Source organism: Ruegeria sp. YTSC325 (assembly GCF_059609525.1).
In genome coordinates, this window is sequence record NZ_JBXWLY010000002.1 from 349,636 (window position 1) to 366,127 (window position 16,492).

Here is a 16,492-nt window from a genome sequence, read left to right on the forward strand (position 1 = left end):
TGCTCATTTATTCTGAGCTGCACCCGCGCCACGGGGAATGCGGACGCTTTCGACCAGATCTTTGATCTCCTGCGGAGTTTCCTTGGTCGCACCGGCCACGAAGTAGGCGACGGCAAAGTTGACCATGGCACCGATCGCCCCGAACGAGGTCGACTTGATCGGACCCAGCAGCGGATCAGCATCAGTGAAAGAGTTGGTGCCCGGAATGAACAGCCAGCCCTTGTGCAGGAAGATGTAGATCAGTGTTACAACCAGACCAGCCAGCATACCCGCGACCGCACCGGTGTTGTTGATGCGGGTCGAGAAGATACCCATCATCAGCGCCGGGAAGATCGAGGCTGCCGCCAAGCCGAAGGCCAAGGCCACCGTCTGCGCCGCGAAGCCCGGAGGATTCAGACCCAGCCACGTTGCTACAGCGATGGCTACAGCCATTGCAATACGCGCTGACAGAAGCTCGCCTTTTTCCGAGATCTGCGGGTTGATCGCACCCTTGATCAGGTCGTGGGACACTGCCGACGAGATCGCCAGCAACAGACCCGCGGCGGTCGACAGCGCAGCCGCAAGGCCACCAGCCGCGACCAGACCGATCACCCAACCCGGCAGGTTGGCAATTTCGGGGTTGGCCAAAACCAGGATGTCACGGTTGAACTTGGTCAGCTCGTTTCCAACCCAGCCTTTTTCCTCGGCAATTGCCTGCAAGTCGGCGTTTGCGTCGTTATAGTACTGGATTTTACCGTCACCGTTCTTGTCTTCCCAATCCAGAAGACCGGTTTTCTGCCACGTGGCCATCCAGTCGTAACGCGGGTCGGTGTCGATTGCTTCGACAGAAACAGCGCCGCCCTCGATACCACCATTAGGCCACATCATGTCGGTGATGTTCAGACGGGCCATTGCGCCAACCGCAGGGGCGGTCAGGTACAGCAGTGCGATGAACACCAGCGTCCAGCCAGCGGACCAGCGGGCGTCAGACACTTTGGGAACGGTGAAGAAGCGCATGATGACGTGCGGCAGACCCGCAGTACCGATCATCAGCGACAGGGTGAACAGAACCATGTTCAGCGTGTTCGAGTGGTGGGCTGTATATTCGTTAAAGCCCAGCTCGGTCACAATGGCATCCAGCTTGGTCAGCAGGGGTTCACCGCTTGCGGTGTCACCAAACAAACCCAGCGCCGGAACAGGGGTGCCGGTCAGCTGCAGCGAGATGAAGATCGCCGGGATGGTGTAGGCGGTGATCAGCACGCAGTACTGAGCAACCTGAGTGTAGGTCACACCCTTCATCCCACCAAACACCGCGTAGGCAAACACCACACAGGCACCGATCAGCAGACCGGATGTGTTCGACACCTCAAGGAAGCGGCCAAAGGCCACGCCGACACCGGTCATCTGACCGATCACGTAGGTCACCGAGGCAACGATAAGACAAATCACCGCAACGACACGGGCGGTCTGGCTGTAAAAACGGTCGCCAATGAATTCCGAGACGGTGTATTTGCCGAACTTACGCAAGTAAGGCGCAAGCAGCAGAGCCAGCAGCACGTAGCCACCGGTCCACCCCATCAGGAAGGTCGAGTTGTCATAGCCGGTGAAGGCAATCAGGCCCGCCATCGAGATGAACGAGGCCGCTGACATCCAGTCCGCTGCTGTCGCCATACCGTTGGTGACCGGGTGAACGCCGCGACCGGCGGCGTAGAATTCCGATGTGGAACCCGCCCGGGCCCAGATCGCGATGCCGATGTACAGCGCAAAAGACGCGCCGACAAACAGCAGGTTGATGGTAAACTGGTCCATGCTGTTACTCCTCGTCCACGCCGTATTCAGCGTCCAGCTTGTTCATGCGCCAGGCGTAGTTGAAGATCAGCACCAGAAAGACCAGGATCGAACCCTGCTGTGCGAACCAAAAGCCCAGATCTGTACCGCCCACGGAAATACCCGACAGCAGCGGACGCAGCAGAATGCCGAATCCAAACGACACCAGCGCCCAGATCACAAGGCTGATGTAAATTAGGCGCAGGTTGGCCTGCCAATAGCCCTTGTCGGACTCGGCAGCCTGCGCGGAGTTTGATGATTGATCCGCCATTGCGGGTTCCTCCTTCGCTTTTTCGCCGTACGGCCTGGCACACAACTCCTCATGCGCGTCAGGTCGCTTTGCGATTGTGCCCAACGCCCCGTGACGTTAGGTAAAACTTCTCGGTTCTGCCAAGGCAGTTCCTTCGAAGTATTCTGATTTAGGATTAAAGCCCTGCGCTTTGATCCACCCTTTAAGTCATGACCTCTTGCACATACCCTTGCAGGTCGATTGAGATGTCATCTATCTGGCCCATTGCGTCGATACCCTTCAGCACTCCCTGGGCCTGATAGTAGTCAATCAGCGGTGCCGTCTGCGCGTGATAGGCCGTCAGCCGGGACGCAACAGTTTCAGCGTTATCATCTGCGCGCCGTTTGAACTCTGAGCTGCCGCATTTGTCGCATTTTCCTTCAACCGCGGGCAGCTTGAACGTGTCGTGGTAGCCTTCACCGCACATGCCGCAGGTGTAGCGACCCGAAATCCGGATCACCATTTCAGCGTCTTCTACCTCGAGGCTGATGGCCGAATTGATCTTTTGCCCAGATTCGGCCAACAATGTGTCCAGCGCCTGTGCCTGAACCGTGGTGCGGGGAAAGCCGTCAAGGATGATTCCTTTCGCGCAGTCCGGCTCGGCCAGTCGATCGCGCAGGATCGCGATGACAATATCGTCGCTGACCAGATCTCCGGCCTCCATCACGGCTTTGGCGGCCAAACCTGCTTCAGTCCCGGCCGCGACGGCGGCACGCAGCAAGTCTCCGGTGCTGAGTTGAACCAACCCGAACTTCTGTTCAAGCATACGAGCCTGTGTACCCTTCCCGGCACCCGGAGGGCCGAGAAGGATCAGGACGACGGGTGTGGTGATCGTGGCAGCGTCCATCACATCCTCACTTGTTCGCGCGGTTTTCAATCAGGTCTTCGACCACCGACGGATCGGCAAGCGTCGAAGTGTCCCCTAGTGCGCCAAAGTCATCCTCGGCGATTTTGCGCAGGATGCGGCGCATGATCTTGCCCGAGCGCGTTTTCGGCAAGCCCGGTGCCCACTGGATCACATCCGGCGAGGCAATCGGTCCAATCTCGGTCCGCACCCAGGTGCGCAGTTCTTTCAGCAGCTCATCCGAGGGGGTGCGATCATTCATCAAGGTCACATAACAATAGATGCCTTGTCCTTTGATTTCATGCGGATATCCCACCACGGCGGCTTCGGCCACAGCGGCGTGGGCGACCAGTGCGCTTTCGACCTCGGCGGTTCCCATGCGGTGCCCGGATACGTTGATCACATCATCTACGCGGCCAGTAATCCAGTAGTCGCCATCCTCATCCCGACGGCACCCATCACCTGTGAAATAGTAGCCTTTGTAATCCGAGAAATAGGTCTTTTCGAACCGCTCATGATCACCCCAAACGGTACGCATCTGACCGGGCCAGCTATCCTTGATGCACAGCACGCCTTCGACCCCGTTACCGCTGATTTCCACGCCCGATTGGGGGTCCAGAACCACTGGCTGGATGCCAAAGAACGGCTTCATTGCCGCGCCGGGCTTCATAGCGTGCGCACCGGGCAGGGGGGTCATCAGATGACCGCCGGTTTCGGTTTGCCACCAAGTGTCCACGATAGGGCATTTGCCCTTGCCGATCACCTCATTATACCAGTTCCAGGCTTCTGGGTTGATCGGTTCGCCGACAGTGCCCAGAAGGCGCAGGTCGCTCAGGTCGTGCTTCTCGACAAACTCGTTGCCCTGACCCATCAGCGCGCGAATCGCGGTGGGGGCTGTATAGAATTGGTTGACCTTGTGCTTCGCGCAAACCTCCCAGAAACGGCCTGCATCGGGGTATGTTGGGACGCCTTCAAACATCAGCGTTGTAGCGCCATTGGCCAGCGGACCGTAAACGATGTAGCTGTGGCCTGTGACCCAGCCGACGTCCGCAGTACACCAGTAAACATCACCCTCGTGATAGTCGAATGTTACCTCATGGGTCAGCGCGGCGTAGACCAGATAACCGCCGGTCGTGTGAACGACGCCTTTGGGCTGGCCGGTCGAGCCAGAGGTGTAAAGAATGAACAGCGGGTCTTCGGCATTCATCTCGGTGGGGGCGCAATAGTCGTCGGCCTCCAGCGCCATTTCGTTGTAGTCGTAGTCGCGACCGTTGATCCATGTGGTTTGACCGTTAGTCCGCTTGACGACGAGGCATTTCACCGTGTCCTTACAATGCAGCAGCGCCGCATCTGCGTTGGATTTCAGCGGGGTCTTGCGGCCGCCACGCGGGGCTTCGTCCGCTGTGATGATGACCTTGGCGTCACAGCCATTGACCCGTGCCGCCAGCGCATCGGGCGAGAAGCCGGCAAACACGATCGAATGAATTGCGCCGATACGGGCACAGGCCAGCATTGCGTAAGCAGCCTCGGGGATCATCGGGAGGTAGATGACAACTCGATCACCTTTGCGCACACCCATTGATTCCAGGATGTTGGCCATTCGGCAGGTGCGACGGTGCAGTTCGGCGTACGTAATGTGCTGAGCGGGATCAGTTGGATCATCTGGCTCCCAGATGATCGCGGTTTGATCTCCACGGGTTTTCAGATGGCGATCCAGGCAGTTGGACGAAACATTCAGAGTACCGTCGGCGTACCAGTTAATACCGACCGAGCCGAAATCGAAGCTGACGTCCTTGACTTGGGTATAGGGTTTGATCCAGTCGATACGCTTGCCCTGTTCGTCCCAGAAGGCAACAGGATCGTTGACGGAGGCTGCATACATCTCGTTGTATTTGTCGGCATCGACATGTGCACGGGCAACAGTGTCTGCTGATGGCGGATAGGTTTTGGCATCTGCCTGGGCAGCGGTTGTCATTCTGAGGCTCCTCCCTCTGGACTAAATTTCGTGGGGCCGAATTTTGCCTGCTAAACTGACAATGTCGACCCGCTTCCTCCCCATACCGAATAATACGGAGAACAGAAAACAAGGGAATAAATTACCGGAAACTATGGATTAGTTTGTAAAAAAATTTCTCTAAATGCCGTTGAGGTGAAAACATTTTTGGATCATGTTGATAATAATCTATTAATAACAAGATGATAATTGTAACGGATTTCCATCCTCGTGTTTGCGTTGGTTGGGCCCAAAAATGGCATCGGAAATTCATCTTTAGCGTGTTAGCGGTCACTTGATCTGATGATCTTGGTTCCGTGAAATCTTCCGGGGGTTGGCACACTCAGATGTTGGCGCTAGCTTTGACATCAAGCGCTTCGACAAGGGGCGCAGATAAGGGAGAGATCATAATGAAAAAGATGCTGAGCGGTGCCGCTGTCGCCGCCCTGACCGTTGCCTTCGTATCCGAGGCCGCGGCAACCGAATGGAGCGCCTCGGTCTGGGGTAAACGCCGCGCCTTTACCGAGCACGTTGAAAAGCTGGCCGAGCTGGTCAGTGAAAAAACCGGCGGTGAATTCACCATCAATGTAAGTTACGGGGGCTTGTCCAAGCCGCGAGAGAATCTGGACGGCATTGAAATCGGCGCGTTCGAGATGGCGCAGTTCTGCGCGGGCTATCACCGGGACAAAAACCGCGCCATCACTGTGCTCGAACTCCCATTTCTGGGTGTAAGCAACCTTGAAGAAGAGGTTGCCGTCAGCCACGCGGTTTACGATCACCCGGCGGTGAAAGATGAGATGGCACAGTGGAATGCGCGTATCATCATGACCTCACCCATGCCACAGTATAATCTTGTCGGCAAAGGTGACCCGCGCGACGAGCTGGCCGATTTTGACGGTATGCGTGTGCGCGCCACCGGCGGTCTGGGGCAGGCGTTTGAAGCGGTTGGGGGTGTCCCGACCTCGGTTCCTGCGACAGAGGCGTTCAATGCGATGGAATCGGGTGTTGTGGATACTGTGGCTTTCGCCCAGCACGCTCATCTGTCGTTCGGCACCATCAACGAGGCGGATTGGTGGACCGCGAACCTCAATCCCGGCACGGTGAACTGCCCGGTCGTGGTGAATATCGACGCTTATGAAGCGCTGCCTGCCGAGCACCGCGAGGCGCTGAACAGCTCGATTGATGAGGCGATTGACCATTACCTCGCCAACTATGGCGGCCTACTGGAGCAATGGGACAGCGTCCTGTCCGAGAAAGGCGTCGCCAAAGTTGAAATCGACGATGCCGTAATCGAGGAGTTCCGCACAAAAGCCGCGGATCCGATCCGCGAGCAGTGGATTGCGGATATGTCAGCACAGGGTCTGCCTGCGCAAGACCTCTATGATCTGGTTCAGGCAACGCTGAAGCAACAGCGCGGCGGTAACTGATCACTAAGTCCGGGTGCCTGTTCGGCGCCCGGACACCTATAAAGACAACAGGGGAACACCGGCATGGCAGGACAGGCCACGGTGCTTGAAGACGGCAGCCGTCTCAGCCGTCTGGATCATCATCTATTGCGATTGGAGAAGCTCCTAGCACTGATCAGTGGGATAGCTGTATTTGGGCTGATGGTTTTGGCCGTGGTATCGGTTAGCGGGCGTAACGCGTTCAACGCACCTTTGCCTGGCTATGTGGACTGGATCGAACAGGCCATGCCACTGATCGCGTTCCTTGGCATTTCCTTTGTCCAGCGGGATGGCGGGCACATCCGAATGGATATCGTCATCTCGCGCCTGCACGGGCGGGCGCTGTGGCTGTTCGAACTGATCTCGGTCGTATTGATCCTTGTTCTGATGCTAGCCCTTGTCTGGGGCAGCTGGTCCCATTTCGACCGCTCGTTCGATTTCGGCGCACCGTTGTGGAGCCGTGACAGCTCAATCGACATCGGTATTCCGCTCTGGCCTGCCAAACTGTTGGCTCCGGTTGCTTTCTCGGTGCTTTGCTTGCGGCTGATCCTGCAAATCTGGGGTTATGGCCGCGCCTTTGTCTTAGGGCTGGAGAAACCAGTGGCCGTGCCGCTGATACAGGATGTCGCCGCCCAGGCGGCTGCCGAGGCCGAGCAATTCGAAGGGCAGGACTAGATGGACACGATTGATATCGGCCTGTGGGTCACAGGCGGCCTTCTGGTTCTGGTCGTCACTGGGATGCGCGTGGCCTTTGCGGCAGGTTTGGCAGGTCTGGTTGGGCTGGTCTGGATTTTCTGGGCCAAGTTCGGCTATGATCCCGACCGCTTTGGCAAAGCACTGACCGTGGCTGTCAAAACGGCGGGACAAGTGCCCCATTCCAAGGTTGCCGCCCATACGCTCAGCCTGATTCCGACCTTCATTCTGATCGGTTATCTGGCCTATTACGCAGGCTTGACCCGCGCGCTGTTCGAGGCCGCCAAACGCTGGGTCGCTTGGGTGCCCGGCGGGTTGGCGGTGTCCACCGTCTTCGCCACGGCTGGCTTTGCGGCAGTGTCGGGCGCTTCGGTCGCCACTTCTGCCGTGTTTGCGCGCATCGCCATCCCCGAGATGCTGAAGGTCGGGTACAATAAACAATTCGCGGCCGGCGTCGTCGCTGCTGGCGGAACACTGGCCTCGCTGATCCCGCCATCTGCGATTCTGGTGATCTATGCGATCATCGTTGAACAGGATGTCGGCAAACTGCTGTTGGCCGGTTTCATCCCCGGCGCATTTTCAGCGGTCATTTACGGTCTGCTGATCGTTGGCATCGCCGTGATCTTCAAATCAGTTGGTCCACCCGTTACTGGGTTCACTTGGAAGCAGCGCTTTGCGGCACTGCCCGGTGCGTTCCCAATCGTCGCTGTGATCCTCATCATCATCTGCTTCGTCTACAACCCGTTCGGAGATAAGGCTTGGGGCACCCCCACCGAAGGCGGCGCTATCGGAGCCTTCATCGTCTTCTGTTTTGCCCTGTTTCACGGAATGCGTTGGACTGAACTGAAATCCGCTCTGCTGGAAACAGCCAAACTGACGGCGATGATCTTCTCGATCATCTGGGGGGTTCTGATCTACGTGCGGTTCCTCGGTTTCGCTGATCTGCCCGGCGCATTCTCGGATTGGATCACATCGCTTGAGATGTCGCCCATGCTGATCCTAATCTGCATCCTGTTGGCCTATGCGGTTTTGGGAATGTTCATGGACGCCATAGGGATGCTTCTGTTGACCTTGCCGGTGGTTTACCCTGCGGTGATGGCCTTGAACGGGGGCGAGACAGTCAGCGCGGCTGACAGCGCTTTTGGTATGTCTGGTCCAATGTGCGCGATCTGGTTCGGGATACTGGTTGTAAAAATGGCAGAGTTCTGTCTGATCACGCCGCCCATTGGTCTCAACTGTTTTGTTGTCGCCGGAGTACGTCCAGATTTAAGCGTTCAGGATGTATTCAAGGGCGTGACACCGTTTTTTATCGCGGACGCAGTCACTATCGCGCTTCTGGTCGCGTTTCCCGGTATCGTGCTCTACTTACCATCGTTGGCGGGATAGAGAGCTCTTTGCGAGGCTCTGCCTCGCGCTTCGGGATATTTGCTGCCAGATGAAAATAGGATCCCTAGCTTCATCTGGCCAAAAATATCTCGGGGGAGTCGCCCGCAGGGCAGCGGGGGCAGCGCCCCCGGTTTAGCCGGCACGCATCAACATGCCGAACAGATCTCTGGGGTCGTCCGGGTCCGCCAACATGTCCAACGGTTCATAGAAATTCGTGCCTTCGATGGCAGTTTTGATAAACCGTAGCGCCGAGAAATCCTCGATTGCGAAGCCAACACTGTCAAACAGGGTAATCTGCCGGTCGTCTTTACGGCCTGTGGCTTGGCCTGTCATGACCTTCCACATCTCTGTCACGGGATGATCCGAGGCCAAGGCCTGTATTTCGCCTTCAACCCTTGTCTGCTCAGGATACTCGACAAAAATCTCGGAGCGGAGAAGGATGTCCTGGTGGAGTTCGGTTTTTCCAGGGCAATCTCCTCCGATTGCGTTTATGTGAACGCCGGGCCCAACCATGTTATCTGTCAGTATGGTCGCGTATTTCTTATCTGCTGTGCAGGTCGTAATAATCTGCGCGCCTTCGATAGCATCCTCGGGCGTTTTGCAGAGAACAACAGTCAGTCCTGAATTCTTGAGGTTCGCGGCGCATTTTTCGGTGGCGTTGGCGTCAGTGTCGTACAGGCGAACGGTGTTGATGTTGCACATCGCCTTGAAGGCTAGGCATTGGAACTCGGATTGCGCACCGTTTCCAATCATGGCCATCGTTGTGGCGGATTTGGGGGCAAGGTAGCGACCCACAAGGGCCGACGTGGCCGCTGTTCGCAAGGCTGTCAGCAATGTCATTTCCGTCAGCAGGGTAGGGTACCCGGTGTAGACATCTGCCAGCAGTCCAAATGCTGTGACGGTCTGAAGGCCCTCAGATGTGTTTTTGGGATGGCCGTTGACGTATTTGAACCCATAAGCCTCGCCGTCGGAGGTGGGCATCAACTCAATAACCCCATGCGGAGAATGGGCGGGAATGCGCGGGGTCTTGTCGAAGCTTTCCCACCTTTTGAAATCAGCTTCGATCTGCGCCGCGATCTGAGCGATCATGTGTTCCACGCCGATGTGGTGCACCAGTCGCATCATGTTGTCGACAGATACAAATGGAACGAGGGCTTTATCGGACGGTTGGGTCATCAGAAACTCCGGGTCGGTCGGTCGAAGATGCGCCGCCCCAGAAGGGACGCGGCCAGATCGACCATCAATTTTGCAGTGCGGCCGCGCTCATCAAGAAACGGGTTGAGCTCGACCAGATCAAGCGAACAGACAAGGCCGCTTTCGTGCAGCAGCTCCATGACCAGATGCGCTTCGCGTTCGGTCGCTCCACCGGGTACGGTCGTTCCAACAGCTGGTGCGATGGAAGGGTCCAGAAAGTCGACGTCCAGTGACACGTGCAGCATCCCGTTTGCTGCGCGAACGCGTTCGAGAAAGGCCATAAGTGGTGCTTTGATGCCGTGTTCGTCGATGCTGCGCATGTCTGCCAACATGACGTGATCTTTTTCCAACTGGGCCCGTTCGGCAGGGTCGACCGAGCGCAGCCCAATCATGCCAACTCGGTCCGTCGGGACTGTCGCAGTGATCGGTGGGAAAGCCTCAAAACCCGATTGGCCGGTGAAATAGGCAACAGGTGTTCCATGCAGGTTGCCACTGTCGGTACTCTGCGGTGTGTGAAAATCGCTATGTGCGTCAAGCCACAGTACAAACAGGGGGCGGCCAAGCTTCTGTGCGTGTTCGGCCATACCAGAAACGGTCCCCATCGACAGGGCGTGATCTCCGCCCATGAATATCGGCATGCCCTTTTGCGCCGCCTCCTGAGCGGCCCGGTTCAATGCACGGGTCCAACCGATACATTCAGGCAGCGCGAATAGGTGCGAGTGTTCAGCCACATCCAATTGGTCGGGGACGACGTCGCCAATATCCTGTACAGCATGCCCAAGACTGTTGAGAGCGGTCTGCAACCCTGCGACCCGATAGGCGTCGGGGCCCATCCGACAGCCCTGTCGGCGTTTACCCGAATCCATGGGGCTGCCAACCAGTATGATATTTGTGTTTTTCATGTGCTTATTTATGCAGTCATAGTGGGTTGCGAAAAGTCATCAAAATGCTCAAAAAGAACTTTGATATCTCGAAATGGGAAGTTGATATGGACGAACTGGACAATCGGTTGTTAAGTGCACTGCATCGCGATGCGCGCGCATCCTTGTCTGAACTTGCTGAAACGCTTGGGGTAACACGCACGACTGTTCGCAGTCGATTGCAGCGGCTCAAGCAATCGGGCGAGATCGTGGGTTTCACAGTCCTGACCCGACAGGATGTGGCCCAAAGTCCGGTTCGCGGGTTAATGATGCTTGAGATCGAGGGCCGCGGCACCGAGCGTACGATGGCCCGTATATCAGCCATGCCCGAAGTGCGCGCCGTTCATTCAACCAACGGTAGCTGGGACCTCATAGCCGAGATCAGCACAGATACGTTGGCCGAGTTGGACGAAGTCCTGTTTCAAATCCGCCGGATGGAGGGGATCACCCGATCGGAAACCAATCTGCTTTTGTCCACACGTAAGGGCCGGATGTAAGAGCCGTAGTGCTTTGAGGTTCAACGAATTTGTGTAAAACTGCTACAGCACGCAAGCAACCAAAACCTCAAGAGCAGAGAACAGATATGACCGATCAGGATACCGGCCACGACCTCTGGGCTGTTCGTTTGGCTGAACGTGTGGCCGGGTTTCTGGAACGTCCCTGGATTAAAATCCTGGTCCCCGTTCTGGTTATGCTGGTGGCTTTGACTGTCCTGCACGAGTTGTCTTCGCACGTAAAATGGTCCGATGTGCAGTCGGATGTAGCTAACACTTCTTGGAAATTGATGTTTTTTGCGCTGTGCTGGACGATGGTCAGCTTCCTGTCGCTGTCGCTCTATGACGTGTTTGCTGTGCAAAGCGTAGCGGATGGCGAAGTGCCGTTGCCAGTGGCGGGAATGGCCGGGGCTTGCGGATACGCAGTGTCGAACTGCCTAGGGTTCTCTTATATTACAGGGACCGCGATCCGGTATCGGATTTATGCATCTTTGGGTCTGGATCTGAGCAGGGTTGCGGGGGTCATCGCGACCTCGTGGATCGCCTTCTGGTCAGGCATGGTGCTTCTTCTGGGCATCCTTTTGACACTGCATCCTGATGGGATATCCAAGGTTATTCCGATAAGTGACACAACCGAAACGGTGATCGGCCTGTGTATGCTTGCCGCATTGCTGGGTCTGTTCCTGTGGCTTGCCAATGGTGGGCGACGTCTGGCCTATGGGGGCGTAGGCTTCAACCTGCCCAACGGCAAATTGGCCAGTCTTCTGACGCTTGCTGCGCTGGGGGATTTGTTTGGTGCGTCGATGGTGCTTTATACGTTGATGCCCAGTGATCTGGGCGTCGGTTTTCCGTATTTTTTCACCATATTCATTGCGGCAATCGCAGTCGGGATTGTCAGCCACGCTCCCGGCGGTATCGGCGCGTTTGAGGCCACCATGATCGCGGGTTTGGGGGCCTCGGGCCGTTCGGATGTGATCGCCGCATTGCTGCTGTACCGTCTGGTTTACACGTTTCTGCCCTTCGTGATCGCCAGCCTCTCGATTGCGGTCGCCTCGGCGCTGAGCCACCGGCACCACATCACAGGTGCCGCCACGTGGGTGTATCGCGTTATCCGACCCATCGTTCCAATGGTCGCAGCCGGCGTTGCTGCGGTTGCAGGTGTCATTTTGCTGGTGTCTGGTGCTCTGCCAGCCAGCAGTGAGAACCTTGGGGTTTTGCGGGATGTCCTGCCGCTGTCATTTGTTGAGGCATCGCATCTGGTCGGTAGCGCGGTGGGCGTATTGCTATTGCTGGTGTCGCGCGGCCTGTTCCGCAAGCTGTACCGCGCGTGGGTGGTTGCGATGTTGCTTATGGTGGCCGGCTTTGGGGCCTCGATTGCGAAAGGGTTGGATACGCATGAAGCGATCAGCATGTTGGCCACGATTGGGGTGCTGGCCATGTTCCGCGATGCCTTTTATCGGGTAAGCGGCGCGTCGATTTTTCGTTTGAATATTCCGTGGCTGGTCAGCGTCATGGCCCTGTTGGCCGTGATTTTCTGGATCGGTCTGTTTGCCTATTCCCATGTCGAATATCAGAATGCCCTATGGTGGGAATTCGCGTGGAACGGCGACGCCTCGCGGTTTTTGCGCTCTAGTCTTGTGGTGGCATTAATCCTTGGGGTCGTGGCCGTGACCTCTCTGTTCGGACGCGAAATTCCTGTGCCGGAACGCACCGAGATCCCCGCAGTTGTTGAACGGTTGGTGATGGAGAGCGAGGATACCGAGGCGCAGATTTCCCTGACTGGGGACAAGCAGTTCCTGATCGCCCCCGATGACAGCGCGTTTCTGGCCTATGCCGATACCGGCAACGCACTGATAACCAAGGGCGAGCCGGTGGGCGATGAAAAAGCCGGGCAGCAACTGATCTGGCAGTTGCGCGAGATGGCGGATCGCGAAGGTAAGCTGTGCGCGTTCTACAGCGTCTCGACGAAATACCTGCCGACCTTTCTGGATCTTGGCCTGTCGATCCTGAAAATCGGTCAGGTCGCCCGCGTGCCACTCAAGGATTTCTCGCTGGATGGTAAATCGCGCAAACGGTTCCGGCAGGCGAAAAACCGAGCTGAGCGTGAGGGCTATGTCTTTGAGATCATTCGCAAGGAAGACCTTGCCCCGATTCTGCCGGAGCTGCGGAAAATCTCGGATGACTGGCTGGCCCAGAAGGCCGGAGAGGAGAAGGGGTTCGCGCTTGGGGGATTCGATGACGACTATCTGTCCTATTTCGACCACGCCGTGCTGCGTGAAAGCGGAGGCGGGCGGATCGTGGCCTTTGCCAACCTGTTTCAGGGCGGCCATAAATCGGAGCTGTCACTGGACCTGATGCGATATGAACCTGACAGCGCCAGCTTCGTCATGGACGCGCTATTTGCCGAGATGATGGCATGGGGTGCCGAGCAGGGGTTCCAGTGGTTCTCATTGGGGGCTGCACCGTTTTCAGGGATCGAGAACCGGCAACTGGCGTCATTCTGGAATCGCGTCGGTGGGTTTGTCTATGAACATGGTGAGCAATTCTATCACTTCGAAGGGTTGCGCAGTTTCAAACAGAAATTTGACCCGGAATGGAGCCCGAATTATCTGGCCAGCCCCGGTGGGCTGGCGGCTCCGCGCATCTTGTACGAAGTGAACATCCTGATCTCGGGCGGGTTGCGAGGGCTGACGAAATAGCACTTAGTTCAGGCTGGCGCGCGTGGGGTCTTGTTCCAACAGGTCGCCCCAATCGGTGCGATAGGCCATTTCAGCTAGTACCGTTTCAGGCAGGAATTCCTGAGTTTGCCGGATCTGCCAGCCGCCGCCCAGACCTTTGTAAACAGCGACCAGATTGCTGGACACCTGCTGGCGTGCCTCGATCAGATTGGCTTGCGAATTCAGCAATGCCGTCTGCGTGTTCAGGATGCGGGAATAATCCACGATGCCGTCCTGGTATTGGTCGACCGCAATCTCGGCTGCGCGGCGCGAGGCGGCGACGCTGTTTTCATAAAACCCTACCTGCTTGCGCGATTGGGTATAAGCGACCATGGCGCTTTCAACCTCGGAATAGGCGGTCAGTACGGTGTTCTGATAATTCGCGATCAACGCTTGATAGGCGGCGTCCTGCGCGCGGACATTGTTCTTGATCCGCCCATAGTTCAGTACGTTCCACACCACGCCCGCATTGGCCAGACCGGTTGAACTGGCTGATGTGAACAGGTCACGCCCACCGGACGCCTGCACGCCGATCGAGCCTGACAGGATAAATTGCGGATACAGGTCTGCGATCGCGATCCCAACCTGCGCCGATTGTGTGGCTGCGGCCAGTTCCGCTGCGCGCACATCGGGACGGCGGCGTAGCAGTTCGGCCGGAACACCCACAGCGACGTTTGACCGGGCCGTGGGGATACGCCCGGAATTGCCCAACAGAGTGGTCATGCGCGACGGTGTCGTGCCCAGCAGAACAGCCAGCGCATTCTTGGTCTGTTGCAGATCGCTTTCCAGCGCGGGCACCAGCGCCTTGGTGTTGTTCAAAAGGGCCGTGGATTCCTGGACGTCCAATTCGGTCGTGACGCCATTGTTGAAGCGCAACTGGGTCAGGTCGGCCGATTCCTGTTGAAGCTGGATATTGTCCCGTGCGATCGCCAACGACTCCTGCAGGGCGCGAATATTGACATAGAGCGCGGCCACATCGCCCGTCAGCGTCACCAGCGCATCATCATAATTGGCCACCTGCAACGCAAGATTGGACCGCGCCGCCTGCACGCCGCGCCGTTGCTGGCCCCAGACGTCCAGTTCCCACTGCGCGTCAAACCCGGCTTGCGATGTTGAAAATTCGGTGTCCAGCGGGATGATCTCGCGAATATCGGCAATCGGGCCGAGGTTTTCGCTGACCTGACGCCGCTCGATCGAGGCGCCGATGGCTTGTGATTGCGGGTACAACTCGCCAAATGCGATGCCCAACTGCGCTCGGGCTTGCAACACGCGAGCCCCGGCAACCTGCAGGTCGAGGTTTTGGGCATAGGCCTCGTTGATCAACCTGTTGAGAGTGGGGTCATTGAATGTCTCCCACCATTTGACCACGGGCGCGCTGCGCGAGGTCAAACCGCTGGGGCCGACACTGGGGCTGTTAACCTCGATCCATTCCTTCACGACCGGAGAGTTCGGGCGCACAAAATCCGGCCCCACCGGTGCGCATCCGACCAAAAGGGCGGCGCATAGCGCGGTGCCCATCATCTGGCGGGTCAGGCGGGTTCGTTTCATGCGCTATGTCCTCAGATATCCAGCGGGCGGATGAAGTTCGCAAATGAGTATAGGCGAATGTTGATGCGCCGCAGGAACTCAAAGCTTTTGCCCTGACCGGTATAGATCGCGACCGCCGCGTGGCCGCCTGCGGGGAAGGTGTGACCATCAGGAATATCGACCGAGATTTGCACCGCAATGCGGCCCGGCAGCTTGGGCAGCTCAAAGCCGGGCAGGCGGCCCGAAGGTAGGTATTGCCCCTGACGAGTGGCCCACCAGATCGCCTCGACCTTGCCGGTGAGGATTTCACCGGGATAAAGGTCCAGTGCCACCTCAACCTCTTGCCCCGGTTCAACGAATTTCAGGTTCTGTTGGCGGTAAGTGGCCAAGATATAAGGATTATCCTTGGTGACGAAACTGGCAATAGCGCCCAGCCGGATTTCCCCCACAACCATGCCAGGACGTGCCTGCTGCGAGACGATCATGCCGTCTTCAGGGGCGTAAATCGTCGTGTTGTCCAAGAAATACTGCGCTTTGTCCAGCTGCGCTTGCGCTTGCAGAATGCCTGTGTTGACCCCGTTAATTTGGGAATCCAGCGCCAGTTGGGCTTTTTCCAGATTGGCCTCGGCCTCTTTGATCTGGGCCTGATCCTCGGTCACCTGTTCATTCCAGCGGTCCAGCTCATCCTGCCGTGCGCCACCTGCGGGCACCAGGTTTTCATAGCGGGTCTGCTGCGTCAGTGCATAAGCCAGCTGCGCGTTTGCGCGCTCGACATTTTCGGCGGCGACGATCACGTCCTGTTCCAAAATTTTCGCGTTTTGCTGGGCAGCGACTAACTGCGCTTTGGCTTCATCGACCTCAAGCGAAAAGACAGTATCGTCAAAGCGATAGAGTGGATCGCCTTTTTTGACCTGCGTATTCGGCTCGACCAGTACCTCGGTCAGGATGGTCGGTTGCGTCAGGCGGGGGACGATCTGAATGGTCGAGCGGATCACATGGCTGTCGATGGAAAACGGCTGAAAGAACCGCAGGGCCACCAGAAAGATCAACAGCAGATGCGCCCCTACCCAGAACGAGACGATACCCCAGGCGATATTGAATTTGAGCCATTTCAGTTTGAAAAAGATCAGCCAAACAAAAATGAGGTAAAAAAGCGTAATGCCCAGGGCGACAAACATAGTGTG

The 16,492-nt window shown here is 57.2% G+C and carries 13 protein-coding genes; 5 read left to right on the forward strand and 8 right to left on the reverse strand.

The window, feature by feature from the left end; all coding sequences use genetic code 11:
- Positions 1–3: 3 nt before the first annotated feature.
- The 4 genes from AC2FF7_RS04530 to acs all read right to left on the reverse strand — a co-directional run bounded on the left by AC2FF7_RS04530 (position 4) and on the right by acs (position 4,914).
- Positions 4–1,788 (reverse strand): sodium:solute symporter family protein, encoded by a 1,785-nt coding sequence (locus tag AC2FF7_RS04530; RefSeq protein ID WP_170352907.1) that lies wholly within the window; start codon positions 1,786–1,788, stop codon positions 4–6.
- A 4-nt stretch (positions 1,789–1,792) separates the two neighbouring features.
- Positions 1,793–2,077 (reverse strand): DUF4212 domain-containing protein, encoded by a 285-nt coding sequence (locus AC2FF7_RS04535; RefSeq protein WP_170352909.1) that lies wholly within the window; start codon positions 2,075–2,077, stop codon positions 1,793–1,795.
- A gap of 181 nt (positions 2,078–2,258) precedes the next feature.
- A complete protein-coding gene (locus tag AC2FF7_RS04540) occupies positions 2,259–2,942 on the reverse strand; it encodes an adenylate kinase (protein WP_170750782.1) in 684 nt (227 codons plus the stop codon).
- A gap of 7 nt (positions 2,943–2,949) precedes the next feature.
- Positions 2,950–4,914 carry an acetate--CoA ligase gene (gene acs / locus AC2FF7_RS04545; protein ID WP_170352913.1) on the reverse strand — a complete coding sequence of 655 codons (1,965 nt, stop codon included), beginning with the start codon at positions 4,912–4,914 and terminating at the stop codon, positions 2,950–2,952.
- A 428-nt stretch (positions 4,915–5,342) separates the two neighbouring features.
- Here acs and dctP point away from each other — a divergent pair, with 428 nt between their 5' ends.
- The 3 genes from dctP (at position 5,343) to AC2FF7_RS04560 (ending at position 8,456) form a co-directional block, all read left to right on the forward strand.
- A complete protein-coding gene (gene dctP, locus AC2FF7_RS04550) occupies positions 5,343–6,359 on the forward strand; it encodes a TRAP transporter substrate-binding protein DctP (RefSeq protein WP_496905256.1) in 1,017 nt (338 codons plus the stop codon).
- Positions 6,360–6,422: 63 nt separating this feature from the next.
- Entirely contained in the window at positions 6,423–7,052 is a 630-nt protein-coding gene (locus AC2FF7_RS04555; protein ID WP_480867429.1) for a TRAP transporter small permease, read from the forward strand.
- On the forward strand, positions 7,053–8,456 hold the full coding sequence (locus tag AC2FF7_RS04560; RefSeq protein ID WP_209196515.1) for a TRAP transporter large permease: 1,404 nt from the start codon (positions 7,053–7,055) through the stop codon (positions 8,454–8,456).
- 132 nt (positions 8,457–8,588) lie between these two features.
- Here AC2FF7_RS04560 and ocd read toward each other — a convergent pair whose 3' ends face one another.
- Positions 8,589–9,632: an ornithine cyclodeaminase gene (gene ocd, locus AC2FF7_RS04565; protein WP_496905257.1), complete on the reverse strand. Its 1,044-nt coding sequence runs from the start codon at positions 9,630–9,632 to the stop codon at positions 8,589–8,591.
- Complete coding sequence (gene rocF, locus AC2FF7_RS04570) at positions 9,632–10,552, reverse strand: arginase (protein ID WP_480867433.1); 921 nt, start codon at positions 10,550–10,552, stop codon at positions 9,632–9,634. The genes ocd and rocF overlap by 1 nt, the downstream gene beginning before the upstream one ends.
- A gap of 86 nt (positions 10,553–10,638) precedes the next feature.
- Between rocF and AC2FF7_RS04575 the strand changes: the two genes are divergently transcribed.
- The gene (locus AC2FF7_RS04575; RefSeq protein WP_170751380.1) at positions 10,639–11,067 is read left to right on the forward strand and encodes an Lrp/AsnC family transcriptional regulator; all 429 of its coding nucleotides are present in this window, start codon (positions 10,639–10,641) and stop codon (positions 11,065–11,067) included.
- Positions 11,068–11,153: 86 nt separating this feature from the next.
- Positions 11,154–13,763, forward strand: coding sequence for a bifunctional lysylphosphatidylglycerol flippase/synthetase MprF (gene mprF, locus AC2FF7_RS04580; protein ID WP_496905258.1), 2,610 nt, complete (start codon positions 11,154–11,156; stop codon positions 13,761–13,763).
- Between the two features lie 3 nt (positions 13,764–13,766).
- Here the strand turns inward: mprF and AC2FF7_RS04585 are convergent, their stop codons facing one another.
- Both AC2FF7_RS04585 and AC2FF7_RS04590 read right to left on the reverse strand, forming a co-directional pair.
- On the reverse strand, positions 13,767–15,329 hold the full coding sequence (locus AC2FF7_RS04585) for an efflux transporter outer membrane subunit (protein WP_480867435.1): 1,563 nt from the start codon (positions 15,327–15,329) through the stop codon (positions 13,767–13,769).
- An 11-nt stretch (positions 15,330–15,340) separates the two neighbouring features.
- Positions 15,341–16,486, reverse strand: coding sequence for an HlyD family secretion protein (locus tag AC2FF7_RS04590; protein ID WP_480867436.1), 1,146 nt, complete (start codon positions 16,484–16,486; stop codon positions 15,341–15,343).
- Between the last annotated feature and the right edge of the window lie 6 nt (positions 16,487–16,492).